Consider the following 17,356-nt stretch of genomic DNA (forward strand, 5'->3'; position numbering starts at 1 on the left):
CTTAGATTAGCATTTGAAGTGCAACACCATGTTGTTGCCATAATACCTGACTCGGACTTTTAAAGCCGAGTCTTTTTCTTGGCCGATGATTCAAGCGTTGAGTGATTTCTGAAATATATTCATCCGTATAGTCATTTAAATCACTGCCTTTTCTAATATATTGCCTGATTAAACCATTGGTATTTTCATTTGTACCACGTTGCCAAGCACTGTAAGGATCAGCGAAATACCACTCTATCCCTAATTCTCTAGCAGTATGCTCATGCAAGCTGAACTCCTTGCCATTATCTGCTGTCATTGTTTTTAGCTGATCTTTAACTGGATTCAATAAGCTGATTGTGGCTTGGCAAACTTCCTCTGCCTTGCGTGAACTACACTTTTTCAGCCAAAGATAACCCGTCTTCCTGTCTACAATCGAGACCAATGATTGCTGATGGTTCTTGCCTACAATCGTATCTATTTCCAGATCACCAAAGCGAGTCCGAAGCTCTATCTCTATAGGTCGATAATGAATGCTTTTACGATTGATCAGCTGACCACGGGTTTCAGGAGAGCCATATTTTCTCTTTCTTTGATTTCTGAAACGCAGGTTGTGAAAGAGTGTCCCACCCTTGCTTTTATCCTGTTGTATGAAGCGGTAGATGGAATGCAGACTAACTGAAACATGAGAAGCGATTTGCTCGGGACTCCATTGAATATCAAGATAAGAGATGACACGCATCCAAAGCTCATTAGGAATTGTTTTAGGGTTTGAACAATGCCGTCGTCGAGCCAATTTATGGGCATGTTGAGCGAAATAGCCATTTCTCGCTTTATTACGCAGAATTTCCCTAGAAATAGTTGAGGGAGAGCGATTTAAACGCAAAGCGATATAACGTTTGGAAAAACCTTCACGTAACAAGGTATAAATCTGATATCTTTCTTCTTGAGTAAGATGAGTATAGTTCATGATGCAACTTTGACTTTGGTCGGTCGGAAGCATAATGCTAACTCATCTTGCTTTCTTCCAATACATTAATCTCTGTTGCACTTCATTTGAGAATCTAAGGGTTTAAAAATATAAAAAAAGCCGAGTAAAATCGGCTTTTTTTATGAAATTGTCACAAATTTGAAGCATACTAAATATAGCCAGTGAATTAAGCATTTTAGTAGGGCAGATATGAATACGGCAGCGGATACAGCACTTGTAAAACCTGAATATACTTATAACGATCGCTACATTAACCGTGAGCTATCCATTTTAGATTTTCATTTGCGTGTATTGGAGCAAGCTGTTGATCCATTGCATCCTTTATTGGAGCGCATGAACTTTCTATTGATCTTCTCACGTAATCTCGATGAATTTTTTGAAATTCGTGTCGCGGGTATGATGGAGCAAATTGCTTTAGGTTTAGAGAGCCATACACCTGATGGTCTCACACCAAAGCAAGTTCTAGATCAAATTTCAAAAACAGCGCATGCAGCCATTGAGCGTCAATATCGTATTTTAAACGAAGAAATTTTGCCTAAACTACGTGAAGAAGACATTTGCTTCTTGCGTCGTGGAGAATTAACACCTGCACAATCTGCGTGGGTAAAAAAATATTTCCAAGAGCAAGTTGCACCTGTACTTACACCCATTAGCCTTGACCCAGCGCATCCATTTCCACGCTTAGTCAACAAAAGCTTAAACTTTATTGTGACCTTGGAAGGCAAAGATGCTTTTGGTCGTCAAATTGATTTGGCAGTTGTACCTGCGCCACGTTCATTGCCACGCGTAGTCCGTTTACCTGATGAGCTTACTGGTGGGAAAGAACATCATGTGATGCTTTCAGCAATTATTCATGAGCATGTTTCGGATTTATTCCCAGGCATGACGGCAACAGGTTGTTATCAATTCCGTGTAACACGTAATGCCGACTTAGCATTAAATGAAGATGTAGAAGATTTGGCGAAAGCTTTAAAAGGTGAACTTTCTTCGCGTCGCTTTGGTCGTGCTGTGCGTTTGGAAGTAACTGAAAACTGCCCAGAACACATTTACCAATATTTACTAGAAGAATTCGATTTAGAAGATGAACAACTTTACAAGGTCGATGGTCCAGTCAACCTCGCACGCTTACTTTCAAATTTTAAGCGCCCACATTTGCGTTATGAGTCACATACACCAGTAATTCCAAAGGTGCTGAAAAAGTCTGAAAATATTTTCAGTGCGATGCAAAAGCAAGATATTTTGCTTCATCATCCGTTTGAATCTTTTGCACCTGTAATTAACCTACTACGTGAGGCAGCACGCGATCCACAAGTGCTTGCAATCAAACAAACTTTATACCGTAGCGGTGCAGATTCTGAAATTGTACAAGTACTGGCAGAAGCAGCACGTAATGGTAAAGAAGTCACCGCAGTGATTGAGTTACGAGCACGCTTTGATGAAGAGTCAAATATTGCTGTGGCAAATGTTTTGCAAGAAGCAGGCGCGGTAGTCGTATATGGCATAGTGGGCTATAAAACCCATGCCAAAATGATTTTAGTGGTACGCCGTGAAAATAATAAATTAGTGCGCTATGTCCATTTGGGTACGGGCAACTACCATGCGGGGAATGCGCGTATTTATACCGACTATGGCTTACTCACCACCGACAAAGAATTGTGTGAAGATGTGCATCGTATCTTCCAAGAATTGACGGGCATGGGCAAGATGGCGAAGCTGAAAAAGCTTTTACATGCACCATTTACATTGCACGCACAATTGGTCAATTTTATTGATGATGAAATTGCCAATGCAAAAGCTGGTAAAGCTGCACAAATTATTGTGAAAGTGAATGCGCTGACCGAAGTACAGTTAATTAATAAATTATATGAGGCATCTCAAGCTGGAGTGCAAATTGATTTAATTATTCGTTCGATCTGTTGCTTACGCCCAGGCTTACCAGGCTTGTCTGAAAACATTCGTGTACGTTCAATTGTGGGGCGTTTCTTAGAACATACGCGTGTGTATTATTTTAGCAATAATGGCGATGCACGCATTTATGCATCGAGCGCAGATTGGATGGACCGTAACTTATTTAATCGTGTAGAAGCTTGTTTCCCAATTGAAGATGCAGCCTTAAAAAAACGTATCTATCAGCAAGGTTTGGTGAACTATTTAAAGGACAATCAACAAGCATGGTTATTGCAAGGTAATGGTGAGTGGGTACGTGTACAAGCCAATGAAACGGAAACGTTGCATAATGCACAGCGCGAGCTTTTAAATGCGATTAAATAAACGTGATTAAATCATTGTTGAGTGGTTTGAATAGATTAGCCTGATGCTTTGCATCAGGCTTTTTTATGCCATCGTTTTTCGTCTTATATAAAAAGGCAACAGGACAGACGATGTCTACGGTATGGCTATTGCCTTTTAGTGATAATACAAACTAACCTTCCGCAGGATTTGTTTAATCAGACTACTGACTTGAGCAGGAGAAAGTTGAAGTAGTGATGCGGTTTGTTCCAGCGTTTGTGTGTGTGCAAACTGCTGCAAAATTTGAATTTCAATTGGCGAATACGCGATAGCTGAAGTAGCAAGCGCAGTTGCATGTGTCTGCGCGATTTGAGTAGGTGGGGTTAAGTGTGTATTAAGCAGATAACTTGCCAACTCAGGATGTAAAATAGCACCCCCACGTAAAATAATACGAATATGCTCAGCAAGTTGTTCAGATTCACTGGTATTGAGTAAATAAGCATTTGCCCCAAATTTGAGTGCCTGTAAGATTTCTTCACCCTGAATGGATGAATGTAAGCTGATCAAATGAGCTTCGGGATGGATTTTGCGTGTAGTTTGTAAAAAGACTAAATCTTCAAAATTTTCAACAGAGCATAAAATTAAATTTGGAAGATGCTGTTCAATCAGTTGCGTTGCAATGCTTAAATCTGTGCTATGCAAAATAAGATCTTCGGGATAGCCCAAGTTCACAAGTATTGTATGTATGTGTGTGTGCGGCATATTTGGATGTTGATGAATAATCAACACGGGTACCGGTAAACTTAGAATTGAAATCATTATATAGCTCTAAATCTTTAAATAAAAATAACCGTAAATTAAAATCAGTATTTCAATGTTTTTATATTGAGTTACTGTGCCTTAAAAAAATGCAGTCGCATATACCTAGAAATGGTGATTTTAAGGGGGAGTTATAATTAAGTATTTGTAGATTAATTGATATTTTTATTTTTTAACGCTATGTTGATTTTGGGTGTAAATGTTTTTGTTTATGTTGCAAATATCTATTGCGGTTATTTTTATGTTATTTTTCATTGTAAAATAATAAAATTTACTACATTGGGTTAAAATAAAAAGAATATATACATTAAATGTGTGAGCGGTATATAAATGAGTTTTTTCTAAGTTTTTTTGAGCAGCGTGGGGCTGATCGGGTGGACTTAATGGTTCACTAAAATTTATCATTTGGCAAATTTTTAAAAACTCAGAAAGTATGATTAATGTCACGTAAATTAATCAACTTTATGATATTAGACGATTATTTGTTATAAAAAATAATATTTCTTTGCAAAAATACCCAAAAATAGGGATAGGCAATTACAAACGCTAATCTTAATATAAACACATCTTCAAACTGATCTGGCTAGTGAGAAGATTTCTAAAGGAAGTAGATGATATTTCATTTATGTATTACCTTATTTAGGGCAACCATTTTGGATTGCCCTTTTCTTTTTTTTAATATTAAAAAATAAAATAGCGTTGCTTTAGGGGGAGTTTTAACCATTCTCAGCTAAGTGTTTTGCAGAAGAAAATGAAGTCTTTATCTTGCGATTATCAATGAAATATTTGCTTTAACATAACTGAATTGAAGTATATGTCCGTATATAACTAATTTGGTTTCATACTTCTCACGATGTTAATTCCCTGCGATGCTATTGAGCGAGTCGCGACTGAATACCAAGACAAAACTAAAAAAAACTGTATCTAGCTTATTCTTGCAATAGTTAGCAAAGGAGCTCAGTAGCGCCTAAGGTGGTGATCGTCTGCTTTGCATGGGTGGGGACAGGGCAATAAAAAACCTGAGCTTATTACACTTTCCCATATAGGACGGATAATAAAACTCAGGCGATGCGCGAATACTTAGCTAAGTTTCAACTTAGTGTAAGTTCTGCGTAATTTTTTGCAAAATTTGAAGTAAAACGTCAAATTCACTTTGTAGCGGTGTACTTTTACGTGTAACCAATGCCAACGTACGGCTAGGACCAGCTTCAATTGGTTTTACAACCAAATCTGGGTTCGCTTTAATCATATTGGTATGCAGTGCAATTTCTGGCAACAAGGTGAAACCAAGATTAGCAGAGACCATTTCAACCAAAGTTGGTAATGAACTTGCTTTTAAGCGATGGTCATTTTTACGTTCACCAATTGGGCATGCGCTGAGTGCATGATCACGTAAGCAATGGCCTTCTTCTAAAAGCATTAAGCGAGAAAGGTCTAAATTATCTAAAGAGCTTGCATGCGCAGCATTTTGGTCGGCTTTGTGGTAAACCAAATATAGATTTTCTTTCGCAATTTCTGCAACTTTTAAGCTACGTGTATCGAAAGGCAGGGCAAGAACAACCATATCGAGGTTGCCATGCTCTAAACGTTCAACAATTTTTTCACTTTGCGCTTCATGCAAATGCAATTGAATTTTAGGCAATTGTTTATGCACTTCATCTAGCAATTGAGCAAGAATGAAAGGTGCAATGGTTGGAATAACCCCAAGGTGCAGATCACCAGTGAGCGGTTCGCTCATTTCACGGCTTAATCGCATTAAGTCTTGTGCATCGGCCAATAAAACACGAGCTCGACCAACAACTTGTTCACCAAGTGGTGTTAAACGTACATTTTGGCGGTCACGTTCTACCAGAACACCACCAAGAAGGCGCTCTAGTTCCATGATACCCCCAGAAAGGGTAGACTGAGTGACGAACGAACGGCGCGCAGCTTCTGTAAAATGCAGCGTTTCTGACAGCGTTACAAGATATGACAGCTGTCTTAGAGATGGTAATGCAGCCATAGTGTCCTAATGTTTATGATTTAAAGTGATCAGCAAATAACCCGCTAAGATATGGAATAAAATGCGGTGGGATATCATGCCCCATTCCATCAATTAATTCAAATTTTGCGCCAGAAATTGCTTTAGCAACTGCCTTACCATGGCTAGGGGGTAACAAGCGATCTTTAGAGCCATGAACCACCAGCGTCTTGTGATCGATTTGTTGATCTAGTTTAAGCAAGGAGCCTGTACATAATATTGCTAAAAACTGTTGAAGTACACCCGCTGGATAATAACTTCGTTGATATAACTTACGAGCGGTCTGAATTGCTTCTAAATGATTGACATATCCAGGGGAGCCAATAATTTTAAAAACTTTCAGACTATGATTCACAATGCCTTCTTCATCTGAAGATTCAGGCTTACCAATTAAGCTAAAAAGTTGCTTTGGAAAGGGTGGGGGTAATAAAGGCTGGTTGTTACTGGTAAACATCAAGCCCAGTTTTTGTACTTTATCAGGGTGCTGTGCTGCTAATATTTGTGCAATCATGCCCCCCATAGATGCACCAATCACATGAACTTTGTCTAAGCCTAAACGTTCAATGAGTAGAGCTGCATCATTGGCCATATCATATAAATTATAGGGTGAGCCTTGATTGTCTAAACCCAGTGCGAATCGCCCCATCAGTTTGAGTGTATTTAAGCGTGGGCCTTTGTTTCGAATTTTTGAGGATAAGCCGATATCGCGATTATCGTAACGGATAATGCGATAACCTTGATCAATCAAAGATTTGCAGAAAAAATCGGGCCAATACAACATTTGTGCGCCCAAACCCATAATCAATAATAGAGTGGGGTGTTCAGGATTGCCTCCAACTTCGACATGTAATTCAATGCCATTACCTAAATCCACTTTTGTTTCATGCATAAATGGTGTGTAAGGCGAAGGTTGGTATTGCAGGGCACTATTCATTTTTATTTTCCTGAAAAACTGAACGCTTCAATGCGTGAAGCGTTCATGTATTTAAACCTTAAACTGAAGCAGGAATCAAGTCAGGAACTAACTTGGTCAGACTAAGTCGTTGCTTGGCAGCCGTTGCGCCCAGCAATACAAAACCACGCAGTGTGCCTTCATTATCCAGTGCTTTAGATAGCATGCCATCTTCAAATTCTTCGGTTTCCCACTGAACTTCTACATTTAAAGGTGCAGGTAAAACAGTTAATGGCGCAGCTGGCGTTTTTACAGCAACTGGCATAGCAGGATAGTGCACAGCTGTTGTTTCACCATTTAAGGTTTTTGCTAATGCACGAGCTTGTTGCATGATTGGCATGACATAAGGCAACAGCAAGCCATTAACTTCTGCGCAGTCGCCTAAAGCATAAATGTTGGCTTGATTGGTTTCTAAGTGGCCATTGGTCACAATGCCACGGCTGGTCTGAATGTTCGCTTCTGCAGTCAATGCAAGATTCGGTTGTAAGCCAATTGCAGACAAGACCGCATCCGCTGTAAAGCTTTGACCATTTGCCAAAGCGACGCTATATGATCCATCGGCATTTTTGGCAACTTTTTCAACTGTAGTGCCTAAGACAAATTGAATCCCTGTAGATGACAGCTTGTCTTTAAAAGATTCCGCAACGTGTGTCGGCAACAAACGACCTAAAGGCAGTGGTGCTAAGTCTACAACCGTAACGTCATGGCCTGTATTTTGTAAATCGTTGGCAAATTCACAGCCAATTAAACCTGCGCCTAGAATCACTACACGTTTGTCTTGACGTTGATCTAAGCAGGCACGGAATGATTTGTACTCGCTTAAGCTGTTTACGGTATGAATGTCATCGCTACCATCACCAGCAATGGCTAAGCGAATGGCATGTGCCCCCACGGCAAGCACGAGCTGAGAATAGGCTTGAGTTGAAGCTTCACCTTGAGTATTTTCAAGTTGAATTTCCTGAACTGCCGTATCAATGTTTTTAACCCAAGTATGATTCACAATGCGCATATTGAGCTGTGTTGCCATTTTTTCAGCATCGCCAAGTGCAATTTGTTCGGGTGCTTTTTTGAGTGCAAATGCATTGGATAGGGTCGGTTTTGCATAATTGGCTGCATCGTCAGCACAAATCATAACCAGTTCTTGTTCTGTATTTAGCTTGCGAAATTCACGTGCAGTAGCATAACCAGCCATACCTGAACCAATAATGACAATTGGGTGCATACTCGACTCCAAAGAGATTTTATTTTATTAAAGACGTAAAAAAAGACCATAAGCTTATGGTCTTTTTAAAGATGTATCAGATCTCAACCATTTCAAAATCGGCTTTTGACACGCCACAGTCAGGGCAAGTCCAATCGTCTGGAATATCTTCCCATTTTGTACCTGCGACGATACCGTCTTGAGGCCAACCTTCTGCTTCGTCATAAATCCATCCACAAACGATGCATTGATACTTTTTCATTTGATTCTCCAAAAACCGACCGTATGTATAAACAGTCAGAAATACTCAATCTACTGCAAGACTCTAATAATTTGACTTTAAACAGCATAAACTTCGGTTAAATTTTTACGCAGTTCCGAGCATAAAGTAAAGTGCATAAGAGTTTAAACAGTGAAATTAAAAGCAGAATGTCAGCCGAGGACAGAAATTGTCATTAAACCCATCAGTCATCGTTTCAAGTTTTGTGTTTTTCTAACTTAGCAAGTCGTATAAATCATGCGATTGATCGCACTTTTATCGATCACCATCTTATATAGGATGTACTGGATTAAAACTTTGGCTTTTTAGACTAAAGCCGTGTATGAAAAAAGCTGATTGTTCGTTAAATTATAATTAGAAGAATATATACTGAATATTTTTTAAATAAATGTTTTATTATAAAACAATAAGTTAGTTTGTTTTTGGGTGTTTTTGACTTGAGTTGAAATTGTATATTGACTATTCATTTTGTTGAATAAGCGTTAAAATTCACGCATTCCTTATTTATTTTTTAAATTTCTCCTATGAGCAACTCGTCTACTGCATTGTGGTCACACATTCGTTCGGTCCAAGATTTTCCAAAACCTGGTATTTGCTTCTTCGATTTAACACCGTTGTTCTTAACACAAGTGGGTCCGTTGACGGATGCGCTCATCGCGAGTATTCCTGCAGAACAATTGGCAGCAGTAGATAGCTTTATTGCAGTAGAAGCACGTGGTTTTGTTTTAGCAAGCTTGTTGGCACAGCGTACTGGCAAGGGCCTTATCTTAGTACGTAAAGCTGGCAAGTTACCACCGCCAGTTGTTGGTGTGGGTTATAGCTTAGAATATGGTATGGACCGTTTAGAAATGTCTGCTGAAATTCAAGCGCAAAAAGTGATTATTGTGGATGATGTTTTGGCTACTGGTGGCACTTTAAAAGCGGTTAAACAGTTGGCTGAAAAATGTAATCACGAAATTTTAGGTGCGAGCATTTTCTTAGATCTTCCTGATTTACACCAAGATTTGGGTATGAAGATCTGGACAGTATTAGATGATAAATCTAAGCCTGAAGCAGATGCTGCTTAATGAAGGATTGATTTGAATCAGTCAATCAAAGCCTTGCTGATGCAAGGCTTTTTTTTGCCCAGCACAGAGTTTTGATGTATATGCCCAATTGTGTTGCGCTATGCTTTTTTTGCATAGTATGAAAAGGCATTTTTATATCGCCTGAGCCAACAAGATTATTTTTGGCGCTGTGTCGTTTCAATTTGTTGAATGAGTGCATTAATACATTCAGGATGTGCTAGGCGATGGTGCCCACCTGTATATGTTTCAACTTGCATAAAATCTTCTAATTGGTGTTTGACTTCGTACATATCTAGAATTTCATCGCCCAGCTCCAAATAAGCGAGTTGTGGAATATCATGGTCTAAATCGTAATCGCTAATCGCATGGTAGTCATCACGGAAATTTGGCTTGAGACTTGGATTGGCGATAACACAGGGAATGTGATGAGCATGTGACATTTTTAAAGCCCAATAGCCCCCTAAACTATGTCCCACAATAATCTCAGGTTGAATTTTTTGAATAATATCGTGATAAAAGTCAGCCACTGTCCGAAAATTTAGGTTTCGGTAGTCGATATTGATGCAGTACTTTTGTTCGGCATCAATTGCATGGAATTTTGTAGATTCTTTTGAGGAATCAAGTCCATGCAAAAACAGAATTTTAGATACACAAGAAGTCATTTTTTTTGTTCGCACTGAATTTTTTTAAAATGTCTGGCAATTGAAAATAATGTAATTTTCAATCAATACGATTGACTTATTGTAGGGCTTAATCACAAAAAGATAATTTAGCTATTGGTCTAATCTACTAAGGGATAAGTCATAAGTAGATCATCTTTATCAATATTTTAGGTTGGCTTAACACTGAGTGAAATAGTGATGTACGCCAACAACTTGCTGAGCTAGTGAGATGTATGATGAAGAATTGATAAAAGGTTTATGGTTGCATTAGAGCGTTGTTTTAATGCGTAGGTGAAGAGGGTAAGTCAGCCTTTGGACTGTGCAATTACCGATAGTTGTAAAAGTTGGCTCAGGACTAAAAAAATGGCCATAGTAGCTTAAAAGTGCGGAGCAGAGTGAAAGCACATTGAAATTCACAGAGATTCTTCGAATTTTTCTCTATTTCTGCTATGCTATGCAACTTCTTATTTATTTGATCATATTCGAGGCAGAGATGACGCAAAATAACGCTCAATCGACTTCTGAACAACACATTTCCGAAAACGATTTAATTGCACAGCGTCATGCCAAGTTAAAGCAAATTGAAGAACAGGCAAAGGAAAAGGGTACAAGCCCTTGGCCAAATACGTTTAAACGTGAGCACTACGCACAAGACTTACAAGACCAATTTGCAGACGTATCGAAAGAAGATATCGAAGCGGGTGAAAAGGTGTATGTATCTGTAGCGGGTCGTGTAATGTTGAACCGTGGTTCATTCATTGTGATTCAAGATATGACAGGTCGTATCCAGTTATATGTTGCACGTAAAGAGCTTGCACCTGAAGTATTGGAAACAATCAAAGGTTTAGATCTTGGCGATATCATCGCAATTAAAGGTTATGTGGGTCGCTCTGGTAAAGGTGATCTTTATGTACATATCGAACATTTCGAATTATTAACAAAATCATTACGCCCACTTCCTGATAAGTTCCATGGTCTAACTGACACGGAAGTAAAGTATCGTAAGCGCTACTTAGACTTAATCGTAAACGAAGAAACACGTAAAACTTTTGAAATTCGTGCAAAAGTAGTGTCAGGTATTCGTGCATATTTAACCAATGAACGCTTCATGGAAGTTGAAACTCCAATGATGCATGTGATTCCAGGTGGTGCATCTGCACGTCCATTTGAAACACATCATAATGCATTGGATATGCCGCTATTCTTACGTATTGCACCTGAGCTTTATTTAAAGCGTTTGGTTGTTGGTGGTTTTGAACGTGTATTCGAAATTAACCGTAACTTCCGTAACGAAGGTGTTTCTACACGTCATAACCCTGAATTCACTATGATTGAATTCTATCAAGCTTATGCAGATTATAAAGACTTGATGGAACTCACTGAAAAAATGCTTGAGAAACTGGCAATCGACATTTTAGGTTCTACAGATGTTCCTTATGGCGAAGAAGTGTATAGCTTCAAAGGTCCATACAAAAAAATCTCGATGTTTGATGCGATTCTTGAACACAACCCAAGCTTTACTGCTGAAAATGTCGCTGACCGTCAATTCCTTGCAAACTTTGTTCGTGAAGAACTTAAAGAACAAGTAAAACCTGGTTTTGGTTTAGGCAAACTTCAAACGATTGTATTTGAAGAAACTGTTGAAACTCAATTACGTCAACCGACTTTCATTACTGAATATCCTGCGGAAACTTCTCCATTGGCTCGTCGTAACGATGACAACCCGCATATCACAGACCGTTTTGAATTCTTCATTGGTGGTCGTGAACTTGCAAATGGTTTCTCAGAGTTAAATGACCCAATTGACCAAGCAGAACGCTTCCAAGCACAAGTTGCTGAAAAAGATGCAGGTGATGATGAAGCGATGCATTACGATGCAGATTTCGTTGAAGCATTAGAATATGGTTTGCCTCCTACAGCTGGCCAAGGTATTGGTATTGACCGTTTAGTCATGCTGTTTGCGAATGCACCAAGTATTCGTGATGTGATTTTGTTCCCACACATGCGTCATAAAAATGCTTAAGTGATAAAAACTGAGTGTTAAAAAAACCCGCTTTATAGCGGGTTTTTTATGCAAGCAGTTTTAAAAAAAATTGTGTTGTTTTTTATTGGTGATTAAACAAAATTGAAAAAATCATAAAAAGAATAGTTTAATCATGTTTTTAAATATATCTGTTGGTTATTTTATTGTAAATATTCTTTAAGAAATGATTATTTTTCACGAGAATAATTTAAGAATTAAGGTTGAATTAAGTATTAGAATTTAAGAGAGAAGGTTTGAAAATTGTAAATAAGCGCTGTTTGTCATTTTGGCTGTTGAGTATGTGTGTAGCACCTGTTTGGGCGCAAGGCTTGGTTTTAAATGATGAATCAGTACATCGACTTGGCCCTTAAGTGGAGATGAGGTGCAGCGTGCTTTAGCGTCTGCCAAAGTGAGTACTGTTGCACAGCAAAAAGTGATTCAATCGATCAAAAGTCAATTGACTGCAAACAATACATTATTAAAAGCGGAAGTGTTTGCTGAGTCAGATCAAAAAAATATCCCACAAAACTTTGATGATCATCAAAAAGCTCAGTTTCAAGCGGCTGTAGAATTGAACGCAGGTAGTCAAAATTGGGATGCACGTTTACGTGTAAATGCTGAAACAAACCGTCAATGTTGAAGGTTCATATCTTGCAGGCAAACTTTGGAATCAATGGTTGATTGCAGGTCAGATCCTAACTTACTGGGGGCCAGGGCATGACGGTAGTTTGATCCGTGGTGATGCAAGTCGGCCTGTTTATGGTTTTACTGCGCAGCGTGCCACACAAAGTGCTTTTGACAGCAAGTGGTTGTCATGGGTTGGGCCTTGGCAATATCAAGTTTTTGCTGGACGTTTAGATGATTATCGCGCTATTCCAGATACTAATTTAATTGGTATGCGTTTAACAGCACAACCATTGCCTTATCTAGAGTTTGGTGCATCTAGAACGCTTCAGATTGGGGGTAAAGGTCAGCCTAAGTCATTTAATGCGTACTGGAATGCAATTATTGGTAAAGATAATGACTGTACTGATGGTAATTGTGTAAATGATAAAAATGCATCTAATCAGATTGCTGGTTTTGATGGTCGTTTAAATTTACAGAAGCTGATGAATGTGCCGATGAGTCTGTATAGTCAATATGTTGGTGAAGATGAGTCTGGCTTACTGCCAGCGAAAAAAATGTATCTTGCAGGTGCTGATTATTCTTCATCAATGAAGGATATGCCTTATCAGCTTTATGCAGAGTGGGCTGATACGCGTACTAATGGTGATGCTCGAGGTATTTCATATAATCATCATAATTATAAGGATGGCTACTACCAACATGGTTTCCCATTGGGTCATGCCATGGGTGGTGATGGTCAAATGGTATCTACTGGTGGTAGTGTGACGATTAATTCAGCCAATCGTGTGAATGGACGTGTGTTATTTGCCAAACTTACTGGCAGTGAACGAGGTGCAAAAAATAATTTAGCTTTCCCAGAAAAGGATGAAGTTAATGCACTTGATTTAACTTGGACGCATCAGCTACGTACTGATATTCCTGTCAAATTGAATGGTTGGCTCAGTGATTCTGATCGTCGTGGTACAGATGCTGGGGTGTCTTTGGGGATAGAGTTTCCATTAAATTAATATCTGATTCAGTTATGAATTGAAGAAAGCCCACTTAATTGTGGGTTTTTTAATATGGCTTAATGTGAAATATTTGGTTGAATACATGATTTTTGGACAAAAAAATACGCAATGATTGGGGTTGTCATTGCGTATAACAACGAAACTACTCGCGTAGTCTCGGTAAAGGAGAAATGTATGACTTAGGGTTTCCTAAAACATGGGTAGATCATAAAACGAAAGTGTGGATCATTCATGAGTATTCGAGTTACGCGATGTTACGAAGCGTTAAGAATGCGCACTTTGTGTGACTGATGTCAAAGAATTTGTATAAAAAAAGCCCTTCATCAAAGAAAGGCTTTTAATTTGCGATGAAAATTCTTAGAAATGGAATACACCAAGACCTGCTTTAACTTCATCTAGCGTTTGCTGTGTGATATCGCGACATTTGTCTGTACCATGCTTCAAAATATCCATGATGTAATCTGGATCTTTTGCAAGTTCGATACGACGCTCACGGATAGGCGTGATTAATTCTTTAAGTACACCTTCAAGACGTTTCTTCACTGTACCATCGCCTAAACCGCCTCGACGGTAATGTTCTTTTAGTTCTTCAACTTCTTCTTTGTTTGGATCAAAGGCATCTAAATAAGTAAAGACAACGTTACCTTCCACTTGGCCTGGATCTTCAATACGAAGGTGATTTGGATCTGTATACATCGCATTAACAGCTTTTTTAATGTCTTTGTCAGATGCATCAAGCACAATAGTGTTGCCCAAAGATTTAGACATTTTAGCCTTACCATCGAAGCCAGGTAAACGACCAACATTTGATAAGAGTGCTTTACATTCTGGCAGTAAGTCATGACCAATTTGACGGTTCAAACGACGAACAATTTCATTGGTTTGTTCAATCATTGGAATTTGGTCTTCACCTACAGGCACAATGCTGGCTTTAAACGCAGTAATGTCGGCAGCTTGAGCAACTGGATAGCATAAGAAGCCTGCTGGAATATCACGCTCAAATCCACGCATTTGAATTTCAGATTTAATGGTCGGGTTACGCTCTAAACGTGAAACCGTTACAAAGTTTAAGTAAAGCATGGTGAGTTCATTTAATGCTGGTAAGCATGATTGAACACAAATTGTTGTTTTAGTAGGGTCAATGCCGACTGCCAAATAATCGGTTGCAACTTCAATAATATTGCGACGTACTTTTTCGAAATTATCGGCATTATCAGTCAGCGCTTGAGCATCAGCCAATAACAGGTGTTGGTGATGTGAATCTTGTAAGCCTACACGTGAACGTAAAGAACCTACAAAGTGACCGAGGTGAAGTTGTCCTGTTGGGCGGTCGCCAGTCAAAATCACTGGACGATTATCTTGATTACTCATTATCTATTCCATCTTTGCAGCCAGTGCTGCGATACATTTTTAACGAATGGCAACATTGTACGGGATAATTTTTCAATATGTCAGTCACATTAGAAAACTGCAAAAAAATATCTAAAAAATCATCATGCAGATACATTATTTTGCGTTGAAAGCGATTAAACTCATGCAAAAAATGAGGAAGAATAAAAATGGCCAGTAGTTTGTTGTTATTGCTAGATGATATTGCCACGGTTTTAGATGATGTTGCGGTCATGAGTAAAATGGCAGCCAAAAAAACGGCTGGCGTATTAGGGGATGACCTCGCCTTAAATGCCCAGCAAGTCAGTGGTGTGCGTTCAGAGCGTGAATTACCTGTGGTCTGGGGTGTTGCAAAAGGTTCATTTGTTAATAAATTAATCTTGGTGCCCTTGGCGCTTTTAATCAGTGTGATTGCACCGTGGCTGATCAATCCTTTGCTGATGATCGGTGGTTTATTTTTATGCTATGAAGGTGTAGAGAAGGTTATTCATAGTTTATTTCATAAAAAAGCAAAAACTGCAGAAGATGCACAGCAGGAACTGGAAAATACTGAAATTGATTTGGCTACATTTGAAAAAGACAAAATAAAAGGAGCGATTCGTACCGACTTTATTCTGTCAGCTGAAATTGTGGTGATTTCCTTGGGTACTGTTGCGACCGCAACATTTTTGACCAAGCTAAGTGTGCTCAGTGTGATTGCAGTCATTATGACTGTGGGTGTTTATGGTTTTGTGGCAATGATTGTAAAAATTGATGATTTAGGGCTTTATCTGACTCAGAAACCTTCAGCATTTAAAAATACAATTGGTCGAGGCTTACTGGCATTTGCGCCAAAGTTAATGAAGACGCTTACGATTGTGGGAACCATCGCGATGTTTTTAGTGGGTGGTGGTATTATTAATCATGCTGTGCCTTGGATGCATCATTTTACAGAGGATGCAGTACAATTTGCGCAGGAGCTCCCAACTATGTCGAGTATTATTGGTGCAATAACACCCACGGCAATTAACTTGGTGACAGGTATTGTGGCTGGCCTCTTGGTCTTGTTGGTTGTTCATCTGATTGGGAAAGTTCGACATAAAAGCACCTCGACCCAAATGAAAGAATAGGCTTAACATAACCAAAATAGCTGAATAGGGAGATTGAGATGCGTTGGAAAGGTCGCCGAGTCAGTGCAAATGTAGAAGACCGTCGTGGTGGCGGTGGTGCGAAAGCGGGTGGGATTAGTATCCTCGGTTTAGTCGTGGCTTTTGTTGCGTGGAAGTTTTTTGGTGTTGATCCTCAGCAGGCTTATCAAGCGACTAAACAAGTCACACAGCAGGCGTCGTCTGCGGAAACTAAAGGTTTGGATAATCCTACACCTGATCAGCAAGAGTCCATGCAATTTGTAGGTACTGTGCTTGCAGATACTGAAGATACATGGAATGAAATATTTAAACAGCAGTTGAATGCACAATATACGCCACCTAAATTGGTGATGTTTAATGGTGTAGTGAACTCAGGCTGTGGTACTGCACAAGCTGCAATGGGGCCATTTTATTGTCCAGCAGATCAAAAAGTTTATATAGATACAGCATTCTTTAAAGATATGCGCACGCAAATGGGTATTTCGGGTGAGCAAAATAACACTGAACTGAGTCGTGATGATCAGGCTGGAGATTTTGCACAAGCATACGTGGTTGCTCATGAAGTTGGTCATCATATACAAACACTTTTAGGTGTTTCTCAGCAGGTGCAGCAAGCACGTGCCAAAGCAACGAAAGTACAAGGTAATCAGTTGTCCGTTCGTCAAGAATTACAAGCAGATTGTTTCGCAGGAATTTGGGCAAATCACAACAATGCGCGTACGCAATTTTTAGAATCAGGTGATGTCGAAGAAGCGATGGATGCTGCACATAAAATTGGTGATGATTATTTGCAAAAAAGCGCAACGGGCCAAGTGGTACCAGACAGTTTTACCCATGGTACTAGTCAACAGCGGATGAAATGGTTTGACATTGGTTTAAAGTCAGGTCGAATTGATAGTTGCGATACGTTTAATCAAGCAATTTAAACAAGTTTTATTGCATCAAAAAAAGACTTTCCTCTTTTCTTTTTTTGATGCTGA

At 39.1% G+C, this 17,356-nt stretch carries 13 protein-coding genes and 1 pseudogene; 6 read left to right on the top strand and 8 right to left on the bottom strand.

All coding sequences use genetic code 11. The features are described from left to right. Position 1: 1 nt before the first annotated feature. Positions 2 to 949: an IS30 family transposase gene (locus HYG93_RS09745; protein ID WP_162368824.1), complete on the bottom strand. Its 948-nt coding sequence runs from the start codon at positions 947 to 949 to the stop codon at positions 2 to 4. Between the two features lie 210 nt (positions 950 to 1,159). On the opposite strand from HYG93_RS09745, the gene ppk1 reads away from it, so the two are divergent. Further along, the gene (gene ppk1, locus HYG93_RS09750) at positions 1,160 to 3,241 is read left to right on the top strand and encodes a polyphosphate kinase 1 (protein ID WP_120365061.1); all 2,082 of its coding nucleotides are present in this window, start codon (positions 1,160 to 1,162) and stop codon (positions 3,239 to 3,241) included. A 135-nt stretch (positions 3,242 to 3,376) separates the two neighbouring features. Here the strand turns inward: ppk1 and HYG93_RS09755 are convergent, their stop codons facing one another. The 5 genes from HYG93_RS09755 to rubA all read right to left on the bottom strand — a co-directional run bounded on the left by HYG93_RS09755 (position 3,377) and on the right by rubA (position 8,453). Then, the gene (locus HYG93_RS09755) at positions 3,377 to 4,018 is read right to left on the bottom strand and encodes a response regulator transcription factor (RefSeq protein WP_117008022.1); all 642 of its coding nucleotides are present in this window, start codon (positions 4,016 to 4,018) and stop codon (positions 3,377 to 3,379) included. A 1,096-nt stretch (positions 4,019 to 5,114) separates the two neighbouring features. Further along, entirely contained in the window at positions 5,115 to 6,020 is a 906-nt protein-coding gene (gene oxyR, locus HYG93_RS09760; protein ID WP_106985751.1) for a LysR family transcriptional regulator OxyR, read from the bottom strand. Positions 6,021 to 6,033: 13 nt separating this feature from the next. After that, a complete protein-coding gene (gene estB / locus HYG93_RS09765) occupies positions 6,034 to 6,972 on the bottom strand; it encodes an esterase EstB (RefSeq protein WP_106985750.1) in 939 nt (312 codons plus the stop codon). Between the two features lie 58 nt (positions 6,973 to 7,030). Then, positions 7,031 to 8,212 carry an FAD-dependent oxidoreductase gene (locus tag HYG93_RS09770; RefSeq protein WP_178962444.1) on the bottom strand — a complete coding sequence of 394 codons (1,182 nt, stop codon included), beginning with the start codon at positions 8,210 to 8,212 and terminating at the stop codon, positions 7,031 to 7,033. Positions 8,213 to 8,288: 76 nt separating this feature from the next. Then, positions 8,289 to 8,453 (bottom strand): rubredoxin RubA, encoded by a 165-nt coding sequence (gene rubA, locus HYG93_RS09775; RefSeq protein WP_068974687.1) that lies wholly within the window; start codon positions 8,451 to 8,453, stop codon positions 8,289 to 8,291. A 542-nt stretch (positions 8,454 to 8,995) separates the two neighbouring features. On the opposite strand from rubA, the gene HYG93_RS09780 reads away from it, so the two are divergent. Beyond that, complete coding sequence (locus HYG93_RS09780; protein WP_106985748.1) at positions 8,996 to 9,538, top strand: adenine phosphoribosyltransferase; 543 nt, start codon at positions 8,996 to 8,998, stop codon at positions 9,536 to 9,538. A 155-nt stretch (positions 9,539 to 9,693) separates the two neighbouring features. On the opposite strand, the gene HYG93_RS09785 is transcribed toward HYG93_RS09780, so the two are convergent. After that, positions 9,694 to 10,200 (bottom strand): YqiA/YcfP family alpha/beta fold hydrolase, encoded by a 507-nt coding sequence (locus HYG93_RS09785; RefSeq protein WP_106985747.1) that lies wholly within the window; start codon positions 10,198 to 10,200, stop codon positions 9,694 to 9,696. A gap of 493 nt (positions 10,201 to 10,693) precedes the next feature. On the opposite strand from HYG93_RS09785, the gene lysS reads away from it, so the two are divergent. Both lysS and HYG93_RS09795 read left to right on the top strand, forming a co-directional pair. Further along, on the top strand, positions 10,694 to 12,223 hold the full coding sequence (gene lysS, locus HYG93_RS09790; protein WP_106985746.1) for a lysine--tRNA ligase: 1,530 nt from the start codon (positions 10,694 to 10,696) through the stop codon (positions 12,221 to 12,223). Positions 12,224 to 12,522: 299 nt separating this feature from the next. Beyond that, positions 12,523 to 13,857 (top strand): annotated as a pseudogene (locus tag HYG93_RS09795) (capsule assembly Wzi family protein). A 360-nt stretch (positions 13,858 to 14,217) separates the two neighbouring features. Here HYG93_RS09795 and trpS read toward each other — a convergent pair. Next, on the bottom strand, positions 14,218 to 15,231 hold the full coding sequence (gene trpS, locus HYG93_RS09800) for a tryptophan--tRNA ligase (RefSeq protein WP_106985745.1): 1,014 nt from the start codon (positions 15,229 to 15,231) through the stop codon (positions 14,218 to 14,220). Positions 15,232 to 15,419: 188 nt separating this feature from the next. Between trpS and HYG93_RS09805 the strand changes: the two genes are divergently transcribed. Further along, entirely contained in the window at positions 15,420 to 16,358 is a 939-nt protein-coding gene (locus HYG93_RS09805; RefSeq protein WP_106985744.1) for a DUF808 domain-containing protein, read from the top strand. Between the two features lie 38 nt (positions 16,359 to 16,396). Further along, entirely contained in the window at positions 16,397 to 17,302 is a 906-nt protein-coding gene (locus tag HYG93_RS09810; RefSeq protein ID WP_120366242.1) for a neutral zinc metallopeptidase, read from the top strand. Positions 17,303 to 17,356: the final 54 nt, after the last annotated feature.

The sequence above is a fragment of the Acinetobacter sp. SwsAc6 genome, from assembly GCF_013391565.1.
GTDB lineage: Bacteria > Pseudomonadota > Gammaproteobacteria > Pseudomonadales > Moraxellaceae > Acinetobacter > Acinetobacter cumulans.

Coding starts and splice junctions, on each gene's coding strand:
- HYG93_RS09745 (WP_162368824.1), bottom strand. CDS start 949: ATGAACTATACTCATCTTACTCAAGAAGAAAGATATCAGATTTATACC.
- ppk1 (WP_120365061.1), top strand. CDS start 1,160: ATGAATACGGCAGCGGATACAGCACTTGTAAAACCTGAATATACTTAT.
- HYG93_RS09755 (WP_117008022.1), bottom strand. CDS start 4,018: ATGATTTCAATTCTAAGTTTACCGGTACCCGTGTTGATTATTCATCAA.
- oxyR (WP_106985751.1), bottom strand. CDS start 6,020: ATGGCTGCATTACCATCTCTAAGACAGCTGTCATATCTTGTAACGCTG.
- estB (WP_106985750.1), bottom strand. CDS start 6,972: ATGAATAGTGCCCTGCAATACCAACCTTCGCCTTACACACCATTTATG.
- HYG93_RS09770 (WP_178962444.1), bottom strand. CDS start 8,212: ATGCACCCAATTGTCATTATTGGTTCAGGTATGGCTGGTTATGCTACT.
- rubA (WP_068974687.1), bottom strand. CDS start 8,453: ATGAAAAAGTATCAATGCATCGTTTGTGGATGGATTTATGACGAAGCA.
- HYG93_RS09780 (WP_106985748.1), top strand. CDS start 8,996: ATGAGCAACTCGTCTACTGCATTGTGGTCACACATTCGTTCGGTCCAA.
- HYG93_RS09785 (WP_106985747.1), bottom strand. CDS start 10,200: ATGACTTCTTGTGTATCTAAAATTCTGTTTTTGCATGGACTTGATTCC.
- lysS (WP_106985746.1), top strand. CDS start 10,694: ATGACGCAAAATAACGCTCAATCGACTTCTGAACAACACATTTCCGAA.
- trpS (WP_106985745.1), bottom strand. CDS start 15,231: ATGAGTAATCAAGATAATCGTCCAGTGATTTTGACTGGCGACCGCCCA.
- HYG93_RS09805 (WP_106985744.1), top strand. CDS start 15,420: ATGGCCAGTAGTTTGTTGTTATTGCTAGATGATATTGCCACGGTTTTA.
- HYG93_RS09810 (WP_120366242.1), top strand. CDS start 16,397: ATGCGTTGGAAAGGTCGCCGAGTCAGTGCAAATGTAGAAGACCGTCGT.